24 protein-coding genes are annotated in these 25,264 nt (G+C 42.2%); 11 read left to right on the top strand and 13 right to left on the bottom strand.

The features are described 5' to 3' along the window. Positions 1–11: 11 nt before the first annotated feature. Positions 12–1,013: a class I fructose-bisphosphate aldolase gene (locus PQ461_RS16605; RefSeq protein WP_274206653.1), complete on the bottom strand. Its 1,002-nt coding sequence runs from the start codon at positions 1,011–1,013 to the stop codon at positions 12–14. A 69-nt stretch (positions 1,014–1,082) separates the two neighbouring features. On the opposite strand from PQ461_RS16605, the gene PQ461_RS16600 reads away from it, so the two are divergent. The 4 genes from PQ461_RS16600 to PQ461_RS16585 all read left to right on the top strand — a co-directional run bounded on the left by PQ461_RS16600 (position 1,083) and on the right by PQ461_RS16585 (position 3,887). Then, entirely contained in the window at positions 1,083–1,514 is a 432-nt protein-coding gene (locus tag PQ461_RS16600; protein WP_274206652.1) for a hypothetical protein, read from the top strand. 184 nt (positions 1,515–1,698) lie between these two features. Continuing rightward, positions 1,699–2,769 (top strand): NADPH dehydrogenase NamA, encoded by a 1,071-nt coding sequence (gene namA, locus PQ461_RS16595; protein WP_274206651.1) that lies wholly within the window; start codon positions 1,699–1,701, stop codon positions 2,767–2,769. Positions 2,770–2,803: 34 nt separating this feature from the next. Beyond that, entirely contained in the window at positions 2,804–3,226 is a 423-nt protein-coding gene (locus tag PQ461_RS16590; RefSeq protein WP_274206650.1) for an OsmC family protein, read from the top strand. 67 nt (positions 3,227–3,293) lie between these two features. Further along, a complete protein-coding gene (locus tag PQ461_RS16585; RefSeq protein ID WP_274206649.1) occupies positions 3,294–3,887 on the top strand; it encodes a DUF4230 domain-containing protein in 594 nt (197 codons plus the stop codon). Positions 3,888–3,904: 17 nt separating this feature from the next. Here the strand turns inward: PQ461_RS16585 and radC are convergent, their stop codons facing one another. Further along, entirely contained in the window at positions 3,905–4,603 is a 699-nt protein-coding gene (gene radC, locus PQ461_RS16580) for a RadC family protein (protein WP_274206647.1), read from the bottom strand. A gap of 81 nt (positions 4,604–4,684) precedes the next feature. Then, the gene (gene rpsT, locus PQ461_RS16575; protein WP_274206646.1) at positions 4,685–4,939 is read right to left on the bottom strand and encodes a 30S ribosomal protein S20; all 255 of its coding nucleotides are present in this window, start codon (positions 4,937–4,939) and stop codon (positions 4,685–4,687) included. A gap of 190 nt (positions 4,940–5,129) precedes the next feature. On the opposite strand from rpsT, the gene PQ461_RS16570 reads away from it, so the two are divergent. Further along, on the top strand, positions 5,130–6,098 hold the full coding sequence (locus PQ461_RS16570; protein WP_274206644.1) for a zinc dependent phospholipase C family protein: 969 nt from the start codon (positions 5,130–5,132) through the stop codon (positions 6,096–6,098). A 52-nt stretch (positions 6,099–6,150) separates the two neighbouring features. Here the strand turns inward: PQ461_RS16570 and PQ461_RS16565 are convergent, their stop codons facing one another. The 7 genes from PQ461_RS16565 to PQ461_RS16530 form a co-directional block, all read right to left on the bottom strand. Beyond that, on the bottom strand, positions 6,151–6,801 hold the full coding sequence (locus PQ461_RS16565; RefSeq protein WP_274206643.1) for a DedA family protein: 651 nt from the start codon (positions 6,799–6,801) through the stop codon (positions 6,151–6,153). 48 nt (positions 6,802–6,849) lie between these two features. Further along, positions 6,850–7,566 (bottom strand): DUF4397 domain-containing protein, encoded by a 717-nt coding sequence (locus PQ461_RS16560; protein WP_274206642.1) that lies wholly within the window; start codon positions 7,564–7,566, stop codon positions 6,850–6,852. Continuing rightward, positions 7,567–8,265 (bottom strand): DUF4397 domain-containing protein, encoded by a 699-nt coding sequence (locus PQ461_RS16555; protein ID WP_274206641.1) that lies wholly within the window; start codon positions 8,263–8,265, stop codon positions 7,567–7,569. A 100-nt stretch (positions 8,266–8,365) separates the two neighbouring features. Continuing rightward, complete coding sequence (gene dnaN, locus PQ461_RS16550) at positions 8,366–9,490, bottom strand: DNA polymerase III subunit beta (RefSeq protein WP_274206640.1); 1,125 nt, start codon at positions 9,488–9,490, stop codon at positions 8,366–8,368. Between the two features lie 36 nt (positions 9,491–9,526). After that, the gene (gene gldG, locus PQ461_RS16545; protein ID WP_337993475.1) at positions 9,527–11,923 is read right to left on the bottom strand and encodes a gliding motility-associated ABC transporter substrate-binding protein GldG; all 2,397 of its coding nucleotides are present in this window, start codon (positions 11,921–11,923) and stop codon (positions 9,527–9,529) included. Between the two features lie 295 nt (positions 11,924–12,218). Further along, positions 12,219–12,728: a hypothetical protein gene (locus tag PQ461_RS16535; protein ID WP_274206639.1), complete on the bottom strand. Its 510-nt coding sequence runs from the start codon at positions 12,726–12,728 to the stop codon at positions 12,219–12,221. Positions 12,729–12,764: 36 nt separating this feature from the next. Further along, positions 12,765–13,487 (bottom strand): ATP-binding cassette domain-containing protein, encoded by a 723-nt coding sequence (locus PQ461_RS16530; protein WP_274206638.1) that lies wholly within the window; start codon positions 13,485–13,487, stop codon positions 12,765–12,767. Positions 13,488–13,852: 365 nt separating this feature from the next. On the opposite strand from PQ461_RS16530, the gene PQ461_RS16525 reads away from it, so the two are divergent. Next, positions 13,853–15,316 (top strand): glycine--tRNA ligase, encoded by a 1,464-nt coding sequence (locus tag PQ461_RS16525; RefSeq protein ID WP_274206637.1) that lies wholly within the window; start codon positions 13,853–13,855, stop codon positions 15,314–15,316. 137 nt (positions 15,317–15,453) lie between these two features. Further along, positions 15,454–16,569: an AI-2E family transporter gene (locus PQ461_RS16520; RefSeq protein ID WP_274206636.1), complete on the top strand. Its 1,116-nt coding sequence runs from the start codon at positions 15,454–15,456 to the stop codon at positions 16,567–16,569. A gap of 33 nt (positions 16,570–16,602) precedes the next feature. Here PQ461_RS16520 and PQ461_RS16515 read toward each other — a convergent pair whose 3' ends face one another. From PQ461_RS16515 to PQ461_RS16505, 3 genes are all read right to left on the bottom strand, one after another. Next, positions 16,603–17,445: a hypothetical protein gene (locus PQ461_RS16515; protein ID WP_274206635.1), complete on the bottom strand. Its 843-nt coding sequence runs from the start codon at positions 17,443–17,445 to the stop codon at positions 16,603–16,605. 80 nt (positions 17,446–17,525) lie between these two features. Then, positions 17,526–18,860, bottom strand: a complete 1,335-nt coding sequence (locus PQ461_RS16510) for a M16 family metallopeptidase (protein WP_274206634.1) — start codon at positions 18,858–18,860, stop codon at positions 17,526–17,528. Positions 18,861–18,874: 14 nt separating this feature from the next. Then, complete coding sequence (locus PQ461_RS16505; protein ID WP_274206633.1) at positions 18,875–20,254, bottom strand: M16 family metallopeptidase; 1,380 nt, start codon at positions 20,252–20,254, stop codon at positions 18,875–18,877. A gap of 151 nt (positions 20,255–20,405) precedes the next feature. Here PQ461_RS16505 and pheT point away from each other — a divergent pair, with 151 nt between their 5' ends. The 4 genes from pheT to rny all read left to right on the top strand — a co-directional run bounded on the left by pheT (position 20,406) and on the right by rny (position 25,251). Further along, a complete protein-coding gene (gene pheT, locus PQ461_RS16500; RefSeq protein WP_274206631.1) occupies positions 20,406–22,817 on the top strand; it encodes a phenylalanine--tRNA ligase subunit beta in 2,412 nt (803 codons plus the stop codon). A 74-nt stretch (positions 22,818–22,891) separates the two neighbouring features. Then, positions 22,892–23,182 carry a coiled-coil domain-containing protein gene (locus tag PQ461_RS16495; protein WP_274206630.1) on the top strand — a complete coding sequence of 97 codons (291 nt, stop codon included), beginning with the start codon at positions 22,892–22,894 and terminating at the stop codon, positions 23,180–23,182. A gap of 22 nt (positions 23,183–23,204) precedes the next feature. Then, the gene (locus tag PQ461_RS16490) at positions 23,205–23,495 is read left to right on the top strand and encodes a cell division protein ZapA (RefSeq protein ID WP_274206628.1); all 291 of its coding nucleotides are present in this window, start codon (positions 23,205–23,207) and stop codon (positions 23,493–23,495) included. Positions 23,496–23,688: 193 nt separating this feature from the next. Next, entirely contained in the window at positions 23,689–25,251 is a 1,563-nt protein-coding gene (rny, locus tag PQ461_RS16485) for a ribonuclease Y (RefSeq protein WP_274206627.1), read from the top strand. Positions 25,252–25,264 lie beyond the last annotated feature (13 nt).

The following is a 25,264-nucleotide window of genomic DNA, read 5'->3' as shown; positions in this document are numbered from 1 at the left end:
ATTCAATTTTATCACAATTGCCCAGCCCTTGCTTTTTTTGCAAGCAATGCTGTTTCATGCAACAACTGTTGTGCATGTTCAACATTTTCATCTTTGCCAGCCCAGTAATCAAGCGCAGGTTGTTGTATCGCCCTCGAAAATGAATAAGTTAAGCCCCATGGCATGCGTTCTTTGTATTTAACTTCCATAGCATTTAAATGTGCAGCTGCTAATTCTGGCAATTGCCCACCTGATAAAAATGCAATGCCGCCTGTAGAAGCAGATACGTTATCTAAAAAGCAATTTACAGTAGCATCTGCCACGTCTTCAACGCTGGCTTGTACTTGTGCATCCTTGCCGGATACCACCATGTTAGGCTTTAATATTAAACCGGGCAGGTAAACGTTTTGCTCGTAAAGTTGGTTAAAAAGCGAATGTAATGATCGCTTAGTTGCATTATAACAGTCGTCAATACTATGGCTGCCATCCATCAATACTTCAGGTTCTACAATAGGTACAATGCCCGCCTGCTGGCACATAGCCGCGTATCGGGCCAAAAGATGTGTGTTAGCGTTGATACAGGCATCGGTTGGGATGCCTTTGCCTATGGTAATAACGGCACGCCATTTCGCAAAACGGTTGCCCAGTTCATAGTATTTACCCAGCCTTTCGGGCAGGCCATCAATTCCTTTTGTAATCTTTTCACCCGGAAAACCGGCCAGATCCATCGTGCTTTCGTCCACCTTAATGCCGGGGATTATTCCGTTCCGTTTTAATATCTCCATAAATGGAGTGCCGTCGGCAGTGGTTTGGTAAACTGTTTCATCGAATAAAATAGCGCCGCTAATGGCCTCACTTAACCCAGGAGTGGTCACAATCAGCTCGCGGTATTTGCGGCGATATTCTTCTGTCTGCGGGATGTTAAGTGCAGCAAAACGTTGGTTGCAGGTGCCGGTACTTTCGTCCATAGCAAGCAGCCCCCTGTCGGTATGGATCAGGGCCTGCACGGTTTCAATTAATTCTTGTGTTTTCATAATGAGGGTAAAATTTTTAAACACAATACATTTTCCTGTGTTTTAATATCGTACGTAAATGACCAACCGATGAACAAAGATCAATTTTACCCAGAGTTTAATGATGAAAACCTGGACAGAGATAAAAAAATGAAAGATGAGCTGGGTGAAGAGTCAGCAGCTCAGGATTTAAAATACGATCCGGAAACTGATAGTTACGAAATTGAGGTGGACGGTGATGACCCGGACTATGATCCGCCGGCATTATTTGATACAGCAGCGCCTGGTGGCAGCGACTTTGATTCGAGCTATGATGAGGCAAACCCTTATGATACCCGTGGCGAATATGATAAAAACCGTTCGATAGAAACGGATGCTGACCAGTTAGGTATGCACATTGACGATGGCAAGATCACGGAACTTGACCCTATCGACGAAGAACTTTCGCGCACGCCAGAAGATGACCGGGATGATCTGGACGAAGAAGGGTATCCTAAAAATGATGAAGATTTAAATAAATAAGTAATCAAGTTTTGTGTAATGACATAAGGCAGGCAGTGTAAAAAGCTGATCCTGCCTTTTGTTATCTTAACTCATGCAGTATTAATAGTTAGTTAAAGTTAAACTCTCAGATTTGTATCATAAGTTTAGATATGACACTACTGCACTTGTAAAGGTGATTTAAGCATATAAATTTGATAACATTATGGCACAGTTATTTTCACCTTTAAAAATAAAAGACATTGAATTGCGAAACCGCATAGCGGTATCGCCAATGTGCGAATATTCCAGCACCGACGGTTTTGCTACAGACTGGCACTTGGTGCATATAGGCAGCAGGGCAGTAGGCGGCGCAGCGCTGATTATCAGTGAAGCTATCGCGGTTTCACCCGAAGGGCGTATTACTTATGCCGATTTGGGCATCTACAAAGACGAGCACATAGATAAGCTTAAAGAGATTACTGATTTTGTGCACCAGCATGGCGCATATATGGGCTTACAACTGGCACACGCAGGCCGTAAGGCAAGCCATGAGCGCCCGTGGGACGAAAGAGGTAAACAGATATTACCCGACTACGCAAACGGCTGGGAAACAGTATCAGCAAGTGCCGTGCCTTTTATACCTGAAGAGGTTGCACCCATAGCACTGGATAAAGCTGGTATTGAAAAAGTAAAAGCAGATTTTAAAGCAGCTACAGAACGAGCATTAAAAGTTGGCATCGACGTAATTGAACTGCATGCTGCGCATGGGTATTTATTACACCAGTTTTATTCGCCATTAAGTAACCAGCGAACTGACGAGTATGGCGGTAGCTTTGAGAACAGGATCCGTCTGCTATTGGAAGTGGTAGATAGCGTAAAGCAGGTTTGGCCTGATGAAAAGCCTTTGTTTGTACGCATTTCTGCAACCGATTGGACCGAGGGCGGCTGGACAATTGAGGACTCAGTAAAGCTGGCAACTGTATTGAAAGAAAAAGGCGTAGACCTGATTGATACTTCTACCGGGGGTAACGTTTTAGCAAAAATTCCGTTAAAACCAGGTTACCAGATTGAGTTTGCAGAGCAGATAAAAAAGGAAAGCGGAATTATGACCGGAGCCGTTGGCCTGATCACAGAATCAAAACAGGCGAATGAGATCATTGAAACTGAACAGGCTGACTTGGTTTTCATTGCGCGGGAACTACTGCGTGACCCATATTTTCCGTTACGTGCGGCGCATGAGTTAGGGCAGGATATTACCTGGCCGGTACAGTATGAACGCGCTAAATGGCATTAATAATCAATATCAAACATACCTTAAATTAAAAAACATGAAACGTACAGCAAATGCTCATTGGGCTGGCACATTAAAAGAGGGTAAAGGTGAAATTTCAACACAAAGCACCACTCTTAACAATACTCAGTTTTCATTCAAAACCCGCTTTGAGTCTGGTGTGGGTACCAACCCTGAAGAGTTGATTGCAGCAGCACATGCAGGCTGTTTTACTATGGCAGTAGGTGCTGCGCTTTCTCAGCAAGGCATTACTCCGGGCGATTTAACTACCGAAGCTATCCTTGACCTGGATATGGTAGGCTTAAAAATTGATGGTATCCATCTGGAACTTAAAGCATCTGCTATCGACGGCGTTTCTGAAGAGCAGTTTAAACAAGTTGCAGAAGGCGCAAAAGCTAACTGTATTGTATCAAAAGCACTAAGCGTGCCTATTACATTAAATGTAACTTACGGCGCTTAATCAGCCGTAATAAACATTTATGGAAAAGAGTAGATAAACCAATCTGCTCTTTTTTTGTCTAATGATTATGAGTGCAACCCGCAGCGGCGTATCAAAAACGCTTATAATTACCCTTCTTTTATTAGGTTTTTTCGTCTTTTTGTTTTTCTATATCAAACACCAGTTTACCACTGTACGCACTGAGGTTAATGAGGATGTAATGGTGCAAAAGATTACCAGTATGGGTAAACTGGAGCTGGTAAAGTACTCCATGAAAGATGTGATAGAAAAGAAGCAGATACATACCTTTTTGCCCGATGAGCGTGTGCTGTTTTTAGCAGTAGGTGAAGTAACGGCATGTATTGACCTTACCAAGGTCAAAAAGGAAGATATTAACCAATCTGCAACCAAAGATACCGTTACAGTACTGATGCCTAAGGCGGAGATCTGTTATGTAAAGCTGGATCACCAGCGATCAAAAGTTTATGACATTACAGGTGCTTTATTTCCGGGGAATGCCAAAAATATGGTGGAGGATATCTATAAAATTGCAGAAAAACGCCTGCTTGATAATGCCAATGAGATGCATATCACTGCTAAAGCACAGGATAATGCGCAGTTGATCTTTAAGCCCTTGCTCGAAAATATATCGGGCAAAAAGGTGGTCATAAAGTTTAAGTGAGTTATTATATCAGCACATCAAAGTATGCCTTCATCCGAAAAGCTGTAAAAGCCTTCATCCGTTATAATCAGGTGATCAAGCACCCTGATGTCCAAAATTTTGCCTGCTTGCGATAGTTTGTTGGTTAAACTGATATCCTCATGGCTGGGCTTCAAATTGCCCGATGGGTGATTGTGCGCCAAAATGATACCCGATGCCTGGTGTAGAAGGGCTACGTTAAATATAATCTTAGGATCGGCCACCGTGCCGGATAAACCACCCTTGCTGATCAGTTCTTTAGTAATGACCTTGTTATTGCGGCTGAGTAATAGTATCCAGAATTCTTCGTGGTTCAGATCAACCATGTGGCGGCGTAGTATCTCCCAGGCGCTGCGGCTGCCGGTTATTTTATCTGCCACTTTAGTCTCTGTTTCACCACGGCGGCGGCCAAGTTCTAAAGCGGCAATAATAGAAATGGCTTTGGCTTCGCCGATACCTTTAAAGCGGGACAGCTCATTAACCGAAACCTTGCCTAATTTGTTAAGGTCGTTGTCGTAATGATGAAGGATACGTTTGCTTAATTCTACTGCAGATTCGTCGCGGTTGCCTGAGCCAATGAGTATGGCAATAAGTTCGGCATCGCTAAGTGCGCGGCGGCCTTGTGCGTTTAGCTTCTCACGCGGGCGGTCTTCCTCGGCCCATGCCTTTATACTGATCTTGCTTTCGTAGCTTTCCACGAGGTTAATATAGCAAATTGCGGAAACAAAAAAGGGACAATGCAGTGCATTATCCCTTTCAATATCTTTTGTTGCTTTAGCTTATGCTAAACCGTTAACAAATTTAGTAAGCTTTGATTTGTTGTTTGAAGCTTTGTTTTTGTGGATCACGTTTTTCTTAGCTAAACGATCAAGCATAGAAATAACTTTAGGTAAAAGCGTTTTTGCTTCATCTTTAGTTGCTGCTGCTCTTAATCTTTTAATAGCAGTTCTTGTAGATTTAGCCTGATATCTGTTGCGCAGACGCTTCGCAGCGTTAGCTCTGATCCTTTTAATCGATGATTTATGATTTGCCATTTTAGCTAAGTATTCTTAATTATTTTTCGGACTGCAAATATAAGATGAAAATTCTTATAATCAAACAGCTTTTGAAATATTTTTTAAACTTATGGATGAGCAACAGATTAAGCAGCTGATAGTTACATAAGTTTTAAACGCTTAAATTATAGCGCATGATTTGAAAACCTCTTTTTTCTATCTTTAAACAGTGAAATCTTTATTGCGCTTATTCATAGCCCTTATCCTAACTTTTGCCTGCACATCATGGGGCTTTTTTGCGCATTACCGCATACACCGGCTGGCGGTATATACGTTGCCTAAAGGCATGTCTGCTTTTTACAAAGCCAATATCGAATACATTACCGAACATGCAGTAACTGCCGATAAGCGCCGTTATAATGACACTACCGAAGGTGTGCGCCATTTTTTCGATGCTGACTATTATGGCAAAAATACTTTTAAGACAATGCCGCATAAATGGCAGGATGCATCTGTAAAATACTGCGACGACACTTTGCGAAAGTATGGTACCGTTCCCTGGACTATTCAGTATCAGTATTACAAATTGGTACGTGCATTTAAAGCGCATGATACAACGGCTATCCTGCATACTTCTGCTGACTTAGGGCATTACATATCTGATGCATGTGTGCCGTTGCATAACACCATGAACTATGATGGCCAGTTAACCAATCAGAAAGGGCTACATGCGCTATGGGAAAGCCGAATGCCAGAGCAGTTTGCAGATAAGTATCACTTATATGCAGGCAAAGCCAGATATATTGATAATCCTTTATCTGAAGCATTTATACTGTGCCGCAGTTCGTTTAAAGCTGTTGACTCGGTAGTGCTGTTTGAGCAGCAACTGAGTAAGGTTTTTTCGGCAGATAAGAAATACAGCCAGCAGCAACGTGGCGAGCGTAAAGTAACCGATTATTCGCCTGAATATTGTAAAGCCTATCACCAAATGCTAAAAGGTATGGTAGAGCGGCGCATGCGTACAGCTATACTGGCTGTAGGTAGTTACTGGTATTCGGCCTGGGTTGATGCCGGGCAACCTGATTTAAATAAATTGATTGCTTTGCCACTTACAGCCGACCAGAAGATAAAGCTGGCAAAAGAAGAAGCCGATTTTAAAGCAACAACTCAAGTTAGGCTTTCTAAAAAGAAGCACTAAAAAAGTCTTGTCTCTTGATTCTTGTCTCTTATTTCTGACTTTGGCCTCTCGTTTAAACTTTGCGCTTATTCGCTCTGTCTTTAATCACACCAATAATAATCGGCACTACAGAAACCAAGATAATGGCAATAGTTACAATTGAAAAGTGTTGTTTAAAGAATGGCAGGTTGCCAAACAGGTATCCTGCAAACAGGAAAAGAATGATCCAACTGGCACCGCCTATAATATTATAAATACTGTAGCGCAGAAAAGGCATACGGCCTACACCAGCTACAAAAGGTGCAACAGTGCGGATGATAGGAATAAAACGGCTCAGGATAACTGCAATGCCGCCATGTTTATCAAAAAAGGCTTGTGTACGTTCGTAATACTCAAGCTTTAGAATCTTATTTTCGGGCTTGAATACCTTTTCACCAAGATAATTGCCTAAAATGTAATTTACGGTATTGCCTGTAAATGCAGCTATGATAAGTATCCCCGCCAGCAGCCATATGCTTAAACCTGTATTACCTGCTGCAATTAATGCCCCTGCGGCAAATAAAAGTGAATCGCCGGGCAGGAATGGGGTTACCACAAAGCCTGTTTCAGCAAAAATGATTATAAAAAGGATAAGATAGGTCCAGCCCTGGTATTGTGCAATTACCGGACTAAGGTGCTTATCTATATGCAGAATAAAGTCGATCAGGCTTTTTATAACTTCCAAGGCTGTAATATTTAGTCAGCAAAAATATAAATATCGCTCAATATCAGGCTATCTGTTTGTAAGAACCTTGGCGGTGAATGCTGTAGTGTCTGTGCGGCCTGCTATGCCGTAGGTGAATAACGAATACAGTTTGCCGTCGGCGACGGTAACAGGATTTAATTCGTATAGCAGTGTTGTCAGGTCGTTTTTGCGATAAACCTTTATATCATAATTACCGGCAGGCATTTCAAGAAACTTTGTGTAGCGGTTGGTGTCAATACCATTATATAACTTTATGCCGTTAGCCCATATATCTAAAGCATCGGGGCTTGATGCCGCATTAACAAACCGCATTTTACCACTGCCAACTTTGGGTGTAAAATCGGTATCAATAGTCAAAATCGTTGAAAGTTTCTTATTTATTCCAAGTCCCGTCAAAAACAAAGTGTATTTAACATTTGATTTTGTACTGTCTGGGTTAGTGGCAATAATTTTTTGAACACCGGTACTATATCTTAATTGTAATGGTTGGCCTACAACTTTTAAAGCTTCGTAAACAGGTGTGCTGTTGTATAAGTAAGCAGACGTATTTTGCCTTTGTGTATTAATGAAAAGATTGATCTTGGTATCATCCGGGCTGGCATTTACAACCATAATCTGCGTACTGGCTCCTGCAGCGGTGACGTTGTCTTTCCCGCATGATGTCCAGAACGATACCACCATTAAAGCTATGATAAATATAGCAAAACCATTAATTACATACCCGCTGTTATTATCCTGTTTCATTTATCTGGTAAAATAGCCTAACTGAAATTTGTTTTTCCCGGTACCGTTGGGTAATCCCTTTACAAAAAATGTATACTTGCTTGTAGCAAGGGTAAGTATAACCGAGGCGCCTGTAATTTGCTGACCGTTTTGTAATACTGTAACTGTTGTTAGTCCAAAGGGAAATTTCTTGTAATTACTTACCGATTTATAAGTCTGATTGGCAAAACCGGTTACCGTACCAAACGCTAAACTCAGGTTACCTGCTCCATCGGCAGTATGTACAAAACGCACCAGTGCGCTATCTGCAGACGTTATAGTGGTTGTATCTTCTAACAAAAGTGACTTATCTGCCGATTCGCCTGTTAAAAACAAGGTGTTATAAACGCCTACATTCTGTTTAGCACTGGCTGCAATAGAATCTTTTAACGTGATGGTTTGGCTGAAAAGCACTTCGGCGTGGCCGGCTTTTTTAAACTGGTAATTTTGTGCGCCTACAATAAAGTTAGACAAATAGCCGGTATTGCCTGTAGGGTAAATACTGGAGCTGATATTTTGCCGCGTGCCATTCAGATAAAAGTTTAAAGTATCGCCTGTAGCGTTAACTACATTAAGTATGGCATTGGTATTTAGGTCAGCAGTTTCGTCATATCCCTTTTTGCAGGAACTTATTCCAGCAAAAAATAATACAGCTAATATTAAGGCAGCAAAAAGTTTCATTTAATTACCTGCATTATAACGCAGTAAAGGCTTTTTATTGTACAACAAAAAAGTCCGGCTTTGTGTAGTCCGGACTTTACAAATATCATAAATTATTTAATTATGCGTAGCTGTTAAGCATAACCGGCATCACCAGCATCAGCACATCTTCGTTTTCGTCGCCGCCAACAGGTAATAATAGGCCTGCACGGTTAGGGGTCGACATTTCTAAAGAAACCTCTTCGCAAGCCAGGTTCTTCAGCATTTCGATCAGGAAACGTGCATTGAAGCCAATTTCCAGGTCTTCACCTTCGTACTGGCAGCTTAAACGCTCGTGTGCTTCGTTAGCAAAATCGATATCTTCAGATGAGATATGTAATTCGCTGCCGCTGATTTTCAGCCTTACCTGGTGAGTGGTTTTGTTTGCATAAATAGCCACACGGTTAAGTGAGCCTAAAAATGCCAAACGGTCAATGGTAAGCCTGTTGGTGTTATTTTGTGGGATAACAGCCTCATAATCAGGATAACGTTCGTCAATTAAGCGGCAAACCAGGTTAATGTTGCCAAATTTAAAGAACGCGCTTGTGGTATTGTATTCGATAGAAACGTTAACGTCTTCAGAAGGTAATGAAGATTTAAGCAGGTTAAGCGCCTTTTTAGGCAGTATGAAAGTAGTTGTACTTGCAGCCTTAGCATCTTTACGGCGGTAACGCACCAGTTTGTGTGCATCTGTTGCAACAAAAGTGATGTTTTGTGCTGATAACTGAACGAATACCCCTGTCATAGCCGGGCGAAGTTCATCATTACTTACTGCAAAAATAGTTTTGTTAATGGCTTCAGCCAGTACAGACGCAGGCAGGTTTACTGATGATGCGTTTTCAACAACAGGGATTTTAGGGAAATCCTCGCCATTTTCGCCGCTTAATTTGTACTTACCATCACCTGCATTTATTTCAATAGCAAATGTTTTTTCATCAACAGAAAAAGCCACCGGCTGCTCTGGTAATGATTTTAAGGTGTCTAACAATATACGTGACGGAATAGCAATGCGGCCATTCTCTTTTGCCTCAACCGCCAGCGAGGTAGTCATGCTGGTTTGCAGGTCTGTAGCAGATATAGTAAGGGTTCCTTCTTTGATCTCAAATAAAAAGTTTTCCAGTATGGGCAGTACGGTGCTGTTGCTTAACGCACCACTTACCGACTGTAGTTGCTTTAATAGAGTTGATGTAGAAACAATAAATCTCATTTCCCGATGGTTTTAGTCAATTCAAAAGTAAAAAAATTAATGTGCATACTTGCGCTTTCTCACATAATGTTGAAAAATAGCAAATATTAACACAAGGGCCGGGGGCAGTATATTATTAACCAATTGCCAGTATAATTTTTCGTTACGTACACGTGCCCGGTTTAGTAATCTTATCTGCAATTCTTTGGTGCGCAAGGTGATTAAACGGGTGTCGCCGGTAAGATAATCCACCATGTTTAGCAATAGGTTTTTATTGCCATAAGTTTGATGATTATAATGGTCATAACCTAAAGGATAAGGCGAACCATCTGTTGCAACCTGGTTCTTTAGAATATCTCCATCACTGATCACGATCATCTTAGTCGGCTGGCTTTCGGGCATAATCATCACCTGATCTTTCATGCCCTCGGGTACAGACCTGTTTCTGAAATCGGATATAAACTTACCCTCTAATAAAACTGCTACATTTTTAGGTGGGCTTTGAAAAGCTTTTGGGTCGGGCTCCTGCTCAATGGCAGCTAACGAAAGCATGTGAGGTGCGGAAACCTTGTTGTTGTACGGGGATGAGGTAAGCAATACGGTTTCTTTAATTCCCTTAACATGTAAGGTGTCAATTGTACTTACAAACTGTGTTGTAATACCATCCAGATTTTTTACTATAGGATGTTTTGAAATCGGCATCAATAAAGGATAAAATAACCAGGGCACCATTTGTATTTGTGGCTGGCCGCCCATACTGCCTGTAGTCACCGGTATTTGTGTGCAGTTTAAATCGGCAATCAGGTCGTAATTGATGCGCACCCCATAGCGGAAAAGCTGATCATCCAAATTAAGCTGCTTAGGGAAGGCCAGTTGTTCGCCACCGTGTCCGCGCAGGCTGTCGAGCTCGGCGCTTACCTGGTCAATAGTCCACAGTACTTTGCCGCCATGCATAACATATTGGTCCAGCTTAAATTTTTGCAGTTCATTAAATGGCTTATCGGGTTTGGCAATGATCAGCATTTTAACTTTGATCAGGTCAGCCAATGAAATTTGAGAAAGATTAAGCCGGCCCACAACAAAGTTGCCTGACAAAGCTTTAATTGCGCCATCCAGCTGCTGGTTGGTTAACTCGTTATGCCCTTCTGTGATGCCAATTTGCTGCCGGCCACCTGCAAGTGCCTTTTTAATTCCTGACGAAAAGGCATACTCAAGGTTTTGAATAGAATTGTTCAATACTTCTTCGTCTGATAACCCGATGCGGCGTTGCAGTAGGTTAACCGGCACTTGCACATCGCCAACGTTGATTACTGCGGCAGGAATAACCAGCTTTTGGATCAGGCCATCATCTGTTTTAACTGAAAGCTGCGTGGGTTCAATACCACCATCAACCATATTTTTAAGGCTTTCGTCCTGTTGCTGTTGGTTTAATCCTTTTAATGGGTCAACAAACTGAAATTCCAGTTTGCCATGACTGTATGCCTGCATGTCGCTTAGCATATCGCCTGTGGCGCGTTGTAAACGTTTAAAACTGCCAGGTAGTTTGTCGCCTTGCAGGTAGACCGAAACTTTAACAGGCGTGTTCAGGCTATCCATCATCTCACGGCTTACATCAGATAAGGTAAAGCGCTTTTCTTTGGTAAAATCGATACGGGTAAACCCAACGCAAGAAGCAATAATGGCCACAACTACAATTGCGGCATAGATATAAGTATCGGGCTGAAACACCTTTCGCTGCATTTGTAATTTGAGTGTTACCAGTGCCAGCAGGATAAAGAATGCCGTTAAGGCTATAAAGTAGAACAAGTCGCGGGTATCCAATACGCCACGGCTTACCGAAGCATAGTGTGCACTGATGCCAACCTGCTCTATGCCAACATTCTGTAAAGAGAGTAACTGGCTTAATGAATCGAATCCGCTGTAAACAAAGAACGACAGAAATACAGCGATAGTGAATGCAATGATCTGGTTTTTGGTTAGGGCAGAAGCAAACAAACCTATAGCAACGAAGGATGAGCCTAATAAGAATAACCCGATGTATGAACCAATAACAGCCCCGGTATCTATATTGTCCTGCGGATTACCTAATACACTTACCGAATAGTAATAGACATACGTTGGCAACAGGGCAAACAGTACCAGTAGCACACAGGCAAAGTATTTACCAAGGATGATCTGCCCGAAAGTAAGCGGGCGGGTAGCTAACAGCTCAAACGTTCCTTCCCGCCGTTCCTCTGCCAGTGACCGCATGGTAATGGCGGGGATAAGAAACATAAACAGGTAAGGGACGGTGTTAAAAAGGCTTTCTAAACTTGCATAGCCGTATTCTAATATGCTTGTATCTGGGAATACCCACAGAAATAACCCAAGTACAATAAGGAACACGCCAATGGTAATATATGCCACCATTGAGCTTAGATAGAGTGTTATTTCTTTTTTTAGTATGGTGAGCATGAGTTAGAAACTGTAAACAAGTTTTTGATTGCTAAAATAACAAATATTGCAGATTATACTTTTCCGCTTAATCGGCGCTAAGCCTTGTTACTTTGTTTTAGCCACAAAGTAACCAAAATGCCAAGACAGCAAAAAGGCTTCTTTGTCACACTGGGCTTGCCTGCAAAGCCGTCCGATCCTGGAATCGCTGCAAAGCCTTCGCGTCAGATCTACCGGCTTTCGTACAGAAGCTGCTTTGCTGTCATTATTAAATAATTCAACTCCCTCTCTTTTGGAGAGGGTTGGGGGTGAGGCACTACAACCCAAACTTATAAGCTACCCTAAGGCCCGTTTGGCGTAGGTCATGCTCAGACCAGCTTTCGTAACGGAAGCTAAAGTCTACGCCGGTTTTGCCGTTGCCTAATGGCAGCAAGAAGCCCGGTCCTATAGAATAGGCAAACAGCGAGCGTTTCTCATGCGCGGTTTCAATAGCAGCACCCATTTCGCCTTCGGCATAAAAGTTAGGGCCAAGGTAATATTTCACACCGCCTTTCAACGGAACAAAGGTGTCGCTGCCATGTGTGTTAAAATTGGCCACAAATGCGCTTTTATAAGTCATGCTGGTAATGCCGCCTGTTGCCGTAATAGCAAACTTGCCGGATACCGGTACTTCAATTTTAAGGGAGCCGCCCAAGCCTACACTGTAAATGCTCTGACTGGGTAAGCCGAGTTCAAAACCGGCACTTATGGCCACCGGAGAACGGTCTTGTGCATGTGAGATCGAAACGACTAAGAAAGTAAATAAGAATAGTAAGGGGTACTTCATGATGAAAGTTTATGCAGATACGCATTTACAGTACGTTTATTGTACAGGTTGCGGCTGGTTGGTAAGTTTAATAAATATGTTTTCGAGCGATTGGCCGTCGTGATTGGCACGTAATTGGATAAGGCTGTTATTGGCTACAATGTTCCCGCGATTAATAATGATAACGCGGTCGCAAACGGCCTCAACTTCCTGCATAATATGGGTCGAGAGGATAATGGTTTTGCTTTTGCCCAGTTCTGTGATTAACTGGCGTATTCCAATAAGCTGATTTGGATCCAGTCCGGATGTTGGCTCATCCAGGATCAGTACCTGCGGATCATGCAGTATGGCTTGTGCCAAACCCACACGCTGGCGATAGCCTTTTGAAAGCTGCCCTACTTTTTTGTGCTGTTCGGGCGTTAAGCCTGTCAACTCAATTACTTCGGCAATACGTTCAGCAGGGGATGGGATCTGGTGTATGCCCGCTACAAATGTCAGCGATTCTTTTACATACATATCCAAATACAGCGGGTTGCTTTCGGGCAGGTAGCCAATATGTTTTCGTGCGTCGAACGACTGGGTGCTGACATCAAAACCGGCAACGGTAGCTTTGCCCGAAGTTTGCGGTATAAAACCAGTAAGTATCTTCATGGTAGTGGACTTACCTGCGCCGTTTGGCCCCAGGAAACCCGTTACTCCACGTTCTGCCGTAAAGCTTATACTGTTAACGGCTTTTTGCTCGCCATAAATTTTTGTTAATTCCTCAACCCGGATACTCATTAGCGGTAAAAGTAGTAATAAGTAGGGAAGTCCGAAAGTCATGCCGAACTTGTTTCGGCATCTCAAATGCAAGAACGTGATTCGTTTGAATATTGTGTGGATCCTGAAACAAGTTCTCCGAAGGAGTCCTTTGGACAGGATGACGCTGAATATAAAGAGATGCTTCGACGGGCTCAGCATGACAAAGTCTGCTAAAAGCACTTCAATATATTAAGAGGGTCATCCTGAGCCGGTCGAAGGATGCAGCTGCCTAGCCTTATACTGTGAGAGCCTGAACATAACACCGCTCATCGGATTTCATTACCATTGACTTTCTGACTTACATACTTCCCGACTTTCGGACTAAATCATATCTTTACACCGTTATGAGCAAAACAACCGACGAATTATTTAAGAATGTGATTGCCCATGCCAAAGAGTATGGCTTTGTGTTCCCGTCAAGCGAAATATATGATGGCCTTAGCGCCGTTTATGATTATGGCCAGTTTGGTGCCGAATTGAAAAATAATATCAAAACTTACTGGTGGAAATCAATGGTTCAAATGAATCAGAACATTGTAGGTATTGATTCTGCCATATTTATGCATCCTAAGATATGGGAAGCAAGCGGCCATGTAGGCGGCTTTAACGATCCCATGATCGATAATAAGGATTCGAAAAAACGTTACCGCGCCGATCAGTTGTTAGAAGACAAGATCGCTCGTTACGATACCGACGGTAAAACCGATAAAGCAGAGCTTTTACAAAAGGATCTTGACGAAGCTTTAAAGGCTGACGACCTGACCCGTTTACGCGACCTGATTATTGAGCACGAAATTGCCTGCCCGGTAAGCGGTACCCGCAACTGGACAGACGTTCGCCAGTTTAACCTGATGTTCAGTACACAGATGGGGGCCGTTGCTGATGATGCAGATGTGATTTACCTGCGCCCCGAAACTGCCCAGGGTATATTTGTCAACTTCCTGAACGTGCAAAAGTCTGGCCGTATGAAAATACCTTTCGGTATCGCACAAATCGGTAAAGCCTTCCGTAACGAAGTAATTGCCCGCCAGTTCATTATCCGTATGCGTGAGTTTGAGCAGATGGAAATGCAGTTCTTCGTTCGCCCTGGTACAGAAATGGAATGGTATAAGCACTGGAAAGAAGCCCGCTTAAAATGGCATCTTGCATTAGGTACCGATCAGGCTAAATACCGTTACCACGACCATACCAAGCTTGCGCATTATGCCAACGCTGCGGTGGATATCGAGTATCAGTTTCCATTCGGCTTTAAAGAGGTAGAAGGTATCCACAGCCGTACGGATTTCGATTTAAGCCAGCATCAAAAATTCTCAGGTAAAAAAATGCAATATTTTGATCCGGAGATTAATCAGAATTATGTGCCTTACGTGATCGAAACCTCTATAGGTTTAGACCGGATGTTTCTGCTTACACTGATCAATGCTTACGAAGAAGAAGACCTGAGCACTGCTGAAAAACAGGATAGCCGTACCGTATTGCGCTTGCACCCTTGCCTTGCACCGGTTAAGGCAGCTATATTCCCGCTTACTAAAAAAGACGGTTTGCCAGAGAAAGCGCGCGAGATCATGGAATCATTACAACTTGATTTCATCCTGCAATACGAAGAAAAAGATGCTATTGGTAAACGTTATCGCCGCCAGGATGCTATTGGTACACCTTTCTGTATCACGGTAGATCATCAAACGCTGGAAGATAATACCGTAACACTTCGTCACCGTGATACCATGGCACAAGAGCGTGTCCCTGCCGACCAGTTAGATAAAATTATCGGCGACCTGGTAAGCTGGAAGAATTTGCTGAAAGCTTAATCTTTTATACATAAAGATTTATCACTTAAAAAGTAGATACTACAAAAGTCCCACCTATCAAAGTGGGACTTTTCCTTTCTTATTAATTTAAAACATTCTGCATAAATTAATTATTCATAGGGTAGTAAAACTATCCCATGCCAGTCAGAGAGTACCCCTTTTATCTTAAGTCAACCGTAATCTTATTCGGTTTAATCTTATTTATATATGCCTTAAGCATGCTTGGCGATATATTAGTGCCTTTAGCATTTGCGTTACTCATAGCTACTTTACTTAATCCGCTTTGTAACTGGTTGCAGCAGCGCCGCATTCCAAAAGTTGCAGCTATTATTATTTCGCTATTGTTGGCATTTATTACTGTTGCAGCCATATTGTATTTTATGTCGTCGCAGATGATCTCATTCAGCGCATCGCTGCCGGCTATTAAACAAAAGTTCGGTGAATTGATCACAGACCTGGAGGGATGGGTTTACGCGCATTTTGGTATAGAAACACAAAAGCAGGTAGCATTTATAAAAAACGCACTTAACGGAAGTAATAAACTTGTTGGCCGTACACTGGGTACATTGTTGGGTACTTTGAGCATCGTATTCCTGATACCGGTTTACACCTTCATGATCTTGTTTTATAAAACCCTTATTGTTAATTTTCTTTACGAAGTGTTTTCAGAAGAAAACTCGGCACGGGTAGCGGAGATCCTTAAAGAAACCAAGTCGGCCATACAAAGCTACATTGTGGGTTTACTGATAGAAATGGTAATCGTAGCCATCCTGAATTCTATTGCTTTGATGTTGCTGGGCGTTAAGTATGGCATATTGCTTGGTGTAATCGGGGCTATATTAAATGTGTTGCCTTACATTGGGGGGCTAATTGCCATTGCCTTGCCGGTACTTATGGCTACTATCACCAAAGATGGCTATTCAACCCAATTGGGTATTGTTATCGCCTATATCATTATACAGTTCATTGATAACAATATTGTTTTCCCGAGGGTGGTATCTTTTAAGGTGCAGATCAATGCCTTGATATCAATCGTAATCGTATTGTTGGGAAACGCTTTGTGGGGTATTGCAGGTATGTTTTTATCTGTGCCTTTTGTAGCGGTTTTAAAAATTATTTTTGACCGTATAGATGATCTTAAACCGTGGGGCAAACTGCTTGGCGACCGTGTGCCTACGCGGCATTTAGGAGAGATATGGTACAGAAGAAGGAACAGGGTTAGCTTGTCTGAACAAATTGTGCAAGGAAAGTAATGCGCTCCCTTTACAGAAAGCGCATTGAATTGCTTACAATTTAATAGGTGTGGTTAAAACGATGTTATGATAGTCGTTTTTCTTCTTATAAAATAAGCTGAAAGTTTTGTCATTAAAGCTGGCCAGCTGAAAAGTATCAATGTCTTTTTCGCCTTTCAGGCTGCCGGTTAACGTAATAACACCATTTTGGTTGGTTACTTCTGTCAACGTAAATATAGCGCCTGCATCTTTCGTGTCAAATTCACTGTCATTGGTGCCTATCTCGTAGTTTAATATCACAGGGAATTCTTTAACATCTCTTAACAGCGCCTTAAAGTCTTCCATATTTAATGGTTTGCTGCTGTAGGCTACGCCTGTTAAGTAAGTTTCGGTAGTGAAGCTTCCGTAATCATTATACTTGTTGCCCTCGCTTCTCTGGTTAGTTAACAGTATAACATTGCCACCCATCATGGCTGCCTGGGTTTTAAGCTTCTTATAAGCCCTGTCGCGTACGCGGGTCTGGCTCGAATACACAGTAGTCCCTTTTGCTTTGGCATTTACCTCGCCAAGTTTTACAAGGCCTTGTATCTCACTTTCCAGTATGGTGGTTTCTACATTCGGAAAATCAGTTATGCTGTTTACAGGCTTGTATGATTTTGCTTCGTTAAATACCTGTACGCGCCCGCTTTTGAAAATAATTTTCTCTACACTGTTTTTGTAAACAGAATTGATCACCTCTTCGCCGGGATAGATATATTTTACGGCATCTGGTGTAATTTCTTTTACAACGCAGGCTATTTTCTGGTTGTTGGTGAATAGTGTGTCTGTTTGTGCGTAAGCTGTGGTAAAAAACAGGACAGCAAAAATTATTAATAAATAAGGTCTGATTGTTTTCATAATAAATAAGGCATCGATTTTCTTCCAAATTAAGAAGAAATATCAATGCCTTATTTATTATGAACGTAAAATTTCTGTAATTAATGGCTCACAGGATTATCTGCTTTATTTAGTGTGCCATTGGTATATAATAACGGGTTAACTTTTTTGGTATCGCCCTGGTAAACCCAAACAATGTTGCCAATATATTTACGGAAAGCATCGCTCACCTGGTTAGTGGTCAATTTCTTTACATCATCAGCAAGGGTTAATGACCTTTTCCAGTTATTATGAATAACCTCGTTTGAAAGCATTGAACTGGCTTGCGCACCGTTGGTTTCTTGTTTGTAATAGAAGCTGGTAAGGTAAGTGGCTTTCATGTTTTTTACCTCATCATTGGTAAAGCCCTGGTGTTTTACTTTATCAACCAGTTGGTCAAATACACTGATGTATTTGTCGGGTTGAGTAGTTGATACAGTAAATTTAGCATAAGATAGGCTGCCGTTGTTAAAAGTAGCACCTGGGGCATAAGAAAGGCCGTTGTTGGTACGTACTTCCAGGAAATGGCGGTCATAAAATATACGCATAGCTACCAGGAAAGCATCATAATCAGGTGTGCCCGGCTCTGGTCCGCTGGTAATACCAACAATGTAATTAGTAGCTAATTCTTTAGGCTCTGATGCGAAGGTGTTTTTGTACACTCTGAAAAATGATTTTTTAAGCTGGTAAGGCGAGCCTGCTTTAACACCGGTTAAAAGTGCTTTTACCTTGCTTTCGATCTCAGATTTGTCCAGATCGGCAACAATAACAATTGTGAGGCGGGATTTTAAAAACACCGATTTATAGTAGTTTTTTACATCTTCCAGCGTAAGTGTTTTCATGATCTCTGCAGTACCGTTAGGGTTTTTAGCGTAATCCCGGCCTGCAAAAGCTACCTTATTTGCGTAAGTATTGATAGAGGCATCTGGCTGTGATTCATTGGCCTGAAGCGCAGTAATAGCATCCTGCTTTACACGGGCAAATTCCTTAGGATCAAAAGCAGGGTCTTTTAAAGCTTCAACATACAGCGGCCAAACTGTATCAAAATCGGTTTTGATACAGTTCATGCTTAATACCGAATAATCTTTATAAGTACTGCTGTAAACCTGTGCGCTTACCTTATCAAGCATGTTTTTAAACGTGTTTTTATCATGCTTGGTGGTGCCGCATTCGGTAAGGCAGTTCATGGTCAATGATTCAATGCCCTGTTTATCGGCAGGGTAATTCTGTACACCACCTTTTATAGCTGTTTGTATATCTACAATGCCGTTGCCGCTTGGCTGTACAATCACTTTAACCCCTTCAACCATCATTTCGTACGCTGGTTTCTGGGCCATAGCTGGCTTCAGGTTATATAGGGTTGCTGCTACCAGCAGCATCAATATTTTCTTTTTCATATCAGTGATAAGTGTTATTTGGCTACGAAAAATGTTGCCGCGTTAGTTTGTTTGCTTAGTTCAGGTTTCAGTATCATACCGGCAACCATTGGCTTGCCAACCAGGTAAGTTTTTACATAACGATCGATATCGGCACGGGTAACTTTCTGGTAGTTACTGTCAAGGTCTGTAAAATAGTTAAGAGAAGTACTGCACCATTGTGCGCTTAACTGGCTTGGTAATGATGATGGTTTCTCTTTTGCGCGAATGCTGTTACGCAGTAATATCGCCTTTGCATCTTTAAGCTGCTCATCAGTATAATAATCAGCGTTACCAAACATACTGATCTGGTGCATCACCTCGTCATAGCACTCTTTCAATTTGTTAGGGTTAGGTAAAATATAAAGATCAGCTTCGCTGGTGTAATGCGTGGTGCCTTCGCCAAATGATACTGCTGTTGCCAAGCCTTTGTCAACTAAAGCCTGGGTCAGTTTTGATGAGTTTAAACCTAAAATGGTGCTGTAAACATCAGCAGCAATGGTTGATGCCGAATCTGTTTTGAAGGCAGCGCCCTGCCATGAGAACAGCATATAAGGAGCTTGCGCAATTGACGATTCTTTTATAAAGTATTCCGTTTTTGTAAGCGGCTTAAAATCAGGGATCGGGTATTTTTTATGGGGATCTTCTCCGGTGCTTTCCCAGCTGCCAAAAATATTTTCAGCCATGGCAAAAGCCTGATCGTGTTTAACATCACCACAAATGGTAAGCAAGCTATTATTAGGTACATAGTACTTGCCTTTGATGATCATCATTTTTTCTGGGGTAGCGGTGTTAATGATCTCGTGGATACCGATAGGATTTTTGCGGGTGATCAGGTCGCCCCAAAGGTGTTTCTGCATTTCATACCAGATCTGGAAACCGGGGCTGCTTTCTGCACGCTGAAACTCGCCGTCAACAACCGGTCGTTCTTTTTTCATATCCTCTTCGCGATAGATCGGGAAACGGATAGCAGCGTTCATGAATTTTAAACCTGCATTAAGGCTGTCTTTATCGAAAGTGAAAAAATAATTTACACGTTCAACGTCGGTGGTGCCGTTCCAGATAGCACCAAGCTCTTGCGTACGTTTTAAAAACGAAGCCTGGTCAGGATAGTCTTTGTTGGCTTTAAAAAACATGTGCTCAAACAAGTGAGAAAGGCCGCTGTACTCAGGGCCTTCGGTGTATGCGCCGTTTTTAACCGCAATTTCAATGGTAGTAAGCGGCACTTTTGAGTTCTCAATAACTACTACCTGCAGGCCATTAGGAAGTGTTTTCCAGAAATAGCCTTCTGGCAGGCGGGGTTGTGCTTTAACCATCAGCACAGACAGTACACCTGCGGCACAAAGGCCAAGGCGTTTCATAAAGGTTTTGGTCATTTTATATTTAATAAAGTTAATGTGTTAAAGATAAGACTTATGAAAAAAATAAATGTTACATCTTGAATTTAAAAGGTGCGAAAAGCTTACAAACAATTAAAAACCCTATTTCAGGCAAAATCTTATCTTTGCCAATTATCATCGTTTACAAGTGAAGATATCATATAACTGGCTTAAAGAATTTCTCCCGGAAACTATCGGGAACAGTAAAACTCCTGCCGAAATTTCGCAGATACTTACCAGCACCGGCCTCGAGGTAGAAAGCCTTGAAAAAGTGCAGGCTATACCCGGCGGATTGGAAGGCCTGGTAATTGGTTATGTTAAAGATTGTGCACAGCACCCTAACGCCGACCGTCTGCGTGTTACGCACGTTGATGTAGGCACAGGCGAAGACCTGCAGATTGTTTGCGGCGCACCCAATGTTGCTGCCGGGCAAAAAGTAGTTGTGGCTACCGTAGGCACAACCGTGCATCCATTACAGGGCGAGCCTTTTAAAATTAATAAATCAAAGATAAGAGGAGAAGTTTCTGAAGGGATGATCTGTGCCGAAGATGAGATTGGCCTTGGCGAATCGCATGCAGGTATTATGGTTTTGCCAGAGGATGTAACAGTAGGCACTTTAGCTAAGGATTACTTTAACCTTAACGACGATTACCTTTTTGAGATTGGCCTTACACCTAATCGTGCCGATGCCGCATCACATTTAGGCAGTGCCCGTGATATTGCCGCATACCTGCGTACGCACATCATTAAGCCTGATGTAAGCGCTTTTGCTGTTGATAATAATGAGTTGACCATACCTGTTGATGTAGAAAGTAAGGCTTGTATCCGCTACAGCAGCTTGACTATCTCTGGTGTTACCGTGCAGGATTCGCCGCAATGGTTGAAAGACCGTTTGGCGGTTATCGGTGTACGTTCTATTAATAATGTGGTTGATATTACCAACTATGTTCTGCATGAGTTGGGCCAGCCTTTGCATGCTTTTGATGCCGATGCGATCACCGGTAACATGGTAGTGGTTAAAACCTGCGCCGAAGGAACGCCTTTTGTAACGCTTGATGGAGTTGAACGCAAACTCAGCGCAGATGATCTGATGATCTGTAACAATACCGAGCCAATGTGTATTGCCGGTGTATTTGGCGGTGCAACATCAGGCGTTAGCGATAAAACGACCAAGGTGTTTTTAGAGAGCGCTTATTTTAACCCGGTTTCTGTACGTAAAACTTCTAAAAGGCATGGTTTAAAAACCGATGCTTCTTTCAGGTTTGAGCGTGGCACCGATCCGGATATTACCGTATTTGCGCTTAAACGTGCTGCCATGCTGATTAAAGAAGTAGCAGGCGGTACTATAACATCTGATATATCTGATATTTACCCGGCTAAGGCAGAGCCTTTTCAGGTATCGTTCAGCTATAAAAATGCGGTCAGGGTGATCGGCAAAGATATCCCGGCATCAGAAATGAAAGCGATTATCGAATCGCTGGATATTAAGGTAGAAGAGGAATCTGCCGAAGGCTTGCAATTATCTGTACCTGCTTACCGTGTAGATGTTACCCGCGAGGTTGACGTTATTGAAGAAGTGTTGCGTATCTATGGCTTAAATAATATCGAGATACCTACGCAGATACGTGCTTCATTAAATACATCGGTAAAGCCGGAGAAGGATACTGTACAGCGTATTATTTCAGAACTGCTTACGGCTAATGGCTTTAACGAAATGCTGGCCAATTCGCTTACGGCATCTGCCTACGCAACGGATATGGATAGCGCTGTTAAGATCCTAAATCCGCTGAGCAGCGATTTGGATATTATGCGCCAAACCCTGTTGTATTCAGGTTTGGAAGCTATCGCTTATAATCAGAACCGTAAAAATGCCGACCTTAAGTTTTATGAGTTCGGTAAAGTTTACGGAGTTAAGGAAGATAAATATACCGAAGTACGTCAGATCTCTGTTTTTATCAGCGGAAATGGCAATGCCGAGCAGTGGAACCAAAAGCCACAGGCAGTTTCATTTTACAGTTTAAAGGGTATTGTCGACGAACTGATAGACAGGCTTAACCTGAAAGATTATGTGATTGAGGATATTAGCGATGATGAACTGGCTTACGGACTTCAATACAATTTCCGCGGAAGTAAGCAATTGGTGAAATTTGGTGCAGTAAGTGCTGCTGCGCTTAAAAAGGCCGATGTGGATAGCGAAGTTTTTTACGCGGTGTTTAACTTCGACCTGATTTTACAGTTGGTGCAAAAGAATACCATTGTGTACCAAGAGGTATCAAAGTTCCCTGCCGTACGCCGCGATTTATCAATGCTGGTAGATAAAGCGGTTACTTTTAACCAGTTGAAACAGATTGCCCAAAAAACAGAACGCAAGCTATTGAAAGATGTAGGTGTGTTTGATGTTTACCAGGGTGATAAACTACCTGCCGGTAAAAAGTCTTATGCGTTAAGCTTTGTTATACAAGATGAAGACAAAACTTTAACCGATAAGGCGATTGATGGCATAATGCAAAAATTAATTTATAACTTAGGAAAAGAAGCAGGAGCGGAGATAAGAAAGTAGTGAGCGAATTAGTAAGGTTTTAAAAGTTAAAGTCAGCCTTATTCATTAACTCACTAATTCAATATTCAAATTAAATGGCCTCAGTAGCAGAACAATTAGCAAATGTAACAGCGAAAACAGAGCGCTTAATTGAGCTTTGCCAGGCTTTGCAGCATGAAAATGATCTGCTTAAAAACGAGCGTGAAGCTTTAAAAGCTTCATTAGCAGATAGTAAAAACATAAATACAGAGCTTGATGAAAGGCTTCGTGTACTGAAGATGGCCAGGTCGTTTTCAGACACTGATGAAAAAAACCTTGACATAAAGCAAAAAATTAACGAATTTGTGCGTGAAATTGACAAGTGTATTGCATTACTAAAAAGGTAAGGCAAATAAGTGAACAAGCTCAATGGGAGAAATCTCAATAAAAATAAATATTGCTGACCGCGTTTACCCATTAAAGGTAAACATGGAGGAAGAGGAAATTATACGCCGTGCTGCTAAGCTGATAAACGATCGTTTGAAAGAATATCAGGAAAACTATGCGGTAAGGGACAAACAGGATCTGCTGTCGATGGCGGTATTGCATTACGCAACCGAATCATTAAGGGTAGAACGTAAAGTTACGGTTGAAGATACGGAAGTTGCAGACGGTATTTACCGTTTAGACCAATTACTAACTGGCTTTTTCTCGAAGTAATAACGTTCTTTACATACAAGAGCAAATTTAACCGCGGTTAAATTTTAAGTTTCACTACCACAGGCAAAATGCCTGGTTATGGTATGTAAGCGGCAGGGGTATATGTCGTAAGCACACTAATAACCGGTGTTAAAGCTATGATACTGGCACTTAAAATTTACTTGCGGTTTTTTTATATATATACACAACCATTATGGACATACTTTATATCATCATCGGGCTGTTGGTAGGCATCATCATCGGGATTGTCATCGGCCGTTTTTTACTCCGGAAACTATTTAAAGAACAGGAAATATCAGCTCAGAATAAAGTTAAGAAGATCTTAAAAGATGCTGAGAACAACGCGGAGATATTAAAGAAAAATAAATTACTCGAAGCAAAAGAGAAGTTTTTACAGCTTAAAGCCGAGCACGAGCAGGAAGTAAATTCAAAAAATAATAGCCTTAATCAGCGCGAAAACTCAATCAAGCAAAAAGAGCAGTCGCTGAACCAAAAGCTGGAAAACGCTAATCGTAAAGACAGCGAGCTGGATAACCTGCGTAAAAATTTAGAACGCCAGACTGAAGCTGCGGTTAAAAAGCAGGAAGAAGTTGAGGCGCTTAAACAGCAGCATGTACAGCAGCTGGAAACCATTGCCGGTATTACAGCCGAAGAAGCTAAGAACCAGCTGGTAGATACCCTGCGCGAAGAGGCACGTACCAAAGCCATGATGCAGATCAAGGATATTGTTGACGAAGCTAAACTGACTGCTACCAAAGAAGCTAAAAAGGTTGTAATACAAACCATACAGCGTACAGCTACAGAGAGCGCTATCGAAAACACCGTTTCGATATTTAATATCGAGAATGATGAGATCAAAGGACGTATCATTGGCCGTGAGGGGCGTAACATCCGTGCTTTAGAAGCAGCTACCGGTATAGAAATTATTGTTGACGATACTCCTGAAGCTATCATTCTTTCAGGCTTTGACCCGGTTCGCCGCGAGATTGCACGTTTAGCGATGCACCGTCTGGTGACCGACGGCCGTATCCACCCTGCACGTATTGAAGAGGTGGTTGCTAAAACCAAAAAGCAGATAGAAGAAGAGATTGTTGAAATAGGCGAGCGTACCGTGATTGACTTAGGTATACACGGCCTGCATCCCGAACTGATCCGTATGGTTGGCCGTATGCGTTACCGTTCATCTTACGGGCAAAACCTTTTACAGCACTCGCGCGAGGTTGCTAACTTCTGCGCAACTATGGCTGCCGAATTGGGCCTTAACGTAAAACTGGCCAAACGTGCAGGCTTACTGCATGATATTGGTAAAGTGCCTGATGATAACCCTGAATTGCCACACGCAATTTTAGGTATGCAGCTGGCAGAGAAATATAAAGAACACCCGGAAGTATGTAACGCTATTGGCGCTCACCACGACGAGATAGAGATGACATCAATGATCTCACCGATTGTACAGGCTTGTGACGCTATCTCAGGCGCTCGTCCGGGTGCACGCCGCGAGGTGGTTGAAAGCTACATCAAACGCTTAAAAGAACTGGAAGAGTTAGCGTTATCTTACCCAGGCGTTGAAAAAACCTTCGCAATACAGGCTGGTCGCGAATTGCGTGTAGTTGTTGAAAGCGAAAAAGTGAGTGATGCGCAGTCAGAAATTCTGGCGGCTGATATCTCTAACCGTATTCAAACAGAAATGACCTATCCGGGTCAGATCAAGGTTACTGTAATCAGGGAAACCCGTTCGGTAGCTTTTGCTAAATAACAATCAGGTATAT

The organism is Mucilaginibacter sp. KACC 22063 (assembly GCF_028736115.1).
Classification (GTDB): Bacteria; Bacteroidota; Bacteroidia; order Sphingobacteriales; family Sphingobacteriaceae; genus Mucilaginibacter.
The sequence above is the reverse complement of the archived record's forward strand: the minus strand, read 5'-3'. Positions and strand labels throughout refer to the sequence as shown.

Excerpts from the sequence above, each read along its gene's own strand:
- PQ461_RS16605 (WP_274206653.1), bottom strand. The coding sequence starts at position 1,013 with ATGAAAACACAAGAATTAATTGAAACCGTGCAGGCCCTGATCCATACC.
- PQ461_RS16600 (WP_274206652.1), top strand. The coding sequence starts at position 1,083 with ATGAACAAAGATCAATTTTACCCAGAGTTTAATGATGAAAACCTGGAC.
- namA (WP_274206651.1), top strand. The coding sequence starts at position 1,699 with ATGGCACAGTTATTTTCACCTTTAAAAATAAAAGACATTGAATTGCGA.
- PQ461_RS16590 (WP_274206650.1), top strand. The coding sequence starts at position 2,804 with ATGAAACGTACAGCAAATGCTCATTGGGCTGGCACATTAAAAGAGGGT.
- PQ461_RS16585 (WP_274206649.1), top strand. The coding sequence starts at position 3,294 with ATGAGTGCAACCCGCAGCGGCGTATCAAAAACGCTTATAATTACCCTT.
- rpsT (WP_274206646.1), bottom strand. The coding sequence starts at position 4,939 with ATGGCAAATCATAAATCATCGATTAAAAGGATCAGAGCTAACGCTGCG.
- PQ461_RS16560 (WP_274206642.1), bottom strand. The coding sequence starts at position 7,566 with ATGAAACAGGATAATAACAGCGGGTATGTAATTAATGGTTTTGCTATA.
- PQ461_RS16555 (WP_274206641.1), bottom strand. The coding sequence starts at position 8,265 with ATGAAACTTTTTGCTGCCTTAATATTAGCTGTATTATTTTTTGCTGGA.
- dnaN (WP_274206640.1), bottom strand. The coding sequence starts at position 9,490 with ATGAGATTTATTGTTTCTACATCAACTCTATTAAAGCAACTACAGTCG.
- gldG (WP_337993475.1), bottom strand. The coding sequence starts at position 11,923 with ATGCTCACCATACTAAAAAAAGAAATAACACTCTATCTAAGCTCAATG.
- PQ461_RS16535 (WP_274206639.1), bottom strand. The coding sequence starts at position 12,728 with ATGAAGTACCCCTTACTATTCTTATTTACTTTCTTAGTCGTTTCGATC.
- PQ461_RS16530 (WP_274206638.1), bottom strand. The coding sequence starts at position 13,487 with ATGAGTATCCGGGTTGAGGAATTAACAAAAATTTATGGCGAGCAAAAA.
- PQ461_RS16525 (WP_274206637.1), top strand. The coding sequence starts at position 13,853 with ATGAGCAAAACAACCGACGAATTATTTAAGAATGTGATTGCCCATGCC.
- PQ461_RS16520 (WP_274206636.1), top strand. The coding sequence starts at position 15,454 with ATGCCAGTCAGAGAGTACCCCTTTTATCTTAAGTCAACCGTAATCTTA.
- PQ461_RS16515 (WP_274206635.1), bottom strand. The coding sequence starts at position 17,445 with ATGAAAACAATCAGACCTTATTTATTAATAATTTTTGCTGTCCTGTTT.
- PQ461_RS16510 (WP_274206634.1), bottom strand. The coding sequence starts at position 18,860 with ATGAAAAAGAAAATATTGATGCTGCTGGTAGCAGCAACCCTATATAAC.
- PQ461_RS16505 (WP_274206633.1), bottom strand. The coding sequence starts at position 20,254 with ATGACCAAAACCTTTATGAAACGCCTTGGCCTTTGTGCCGCAGGTGTA.
- PQ461_RS16495 (WP_274206630.1), top strand. The coding sequence starts at position 22,892 with ATGGCCTCAGTAGCAGAACAATTAGCAAATGTAACAGCGAAAACAGAG.
- PQ461_RS16490 (WP_274206628.1), top strand. The coding sequence starts at position 23,205 with ATGGGAGAAATCTCAATAAAAATAAATATTGCTGACCGCGTTTACCCA.
- rny (WP_274206627.1), top strand. The coding sequence starts at position 23,689 with ATGGACATACTTTATATCATCATCGGGCTGTTGGTAGGCATCATCATC.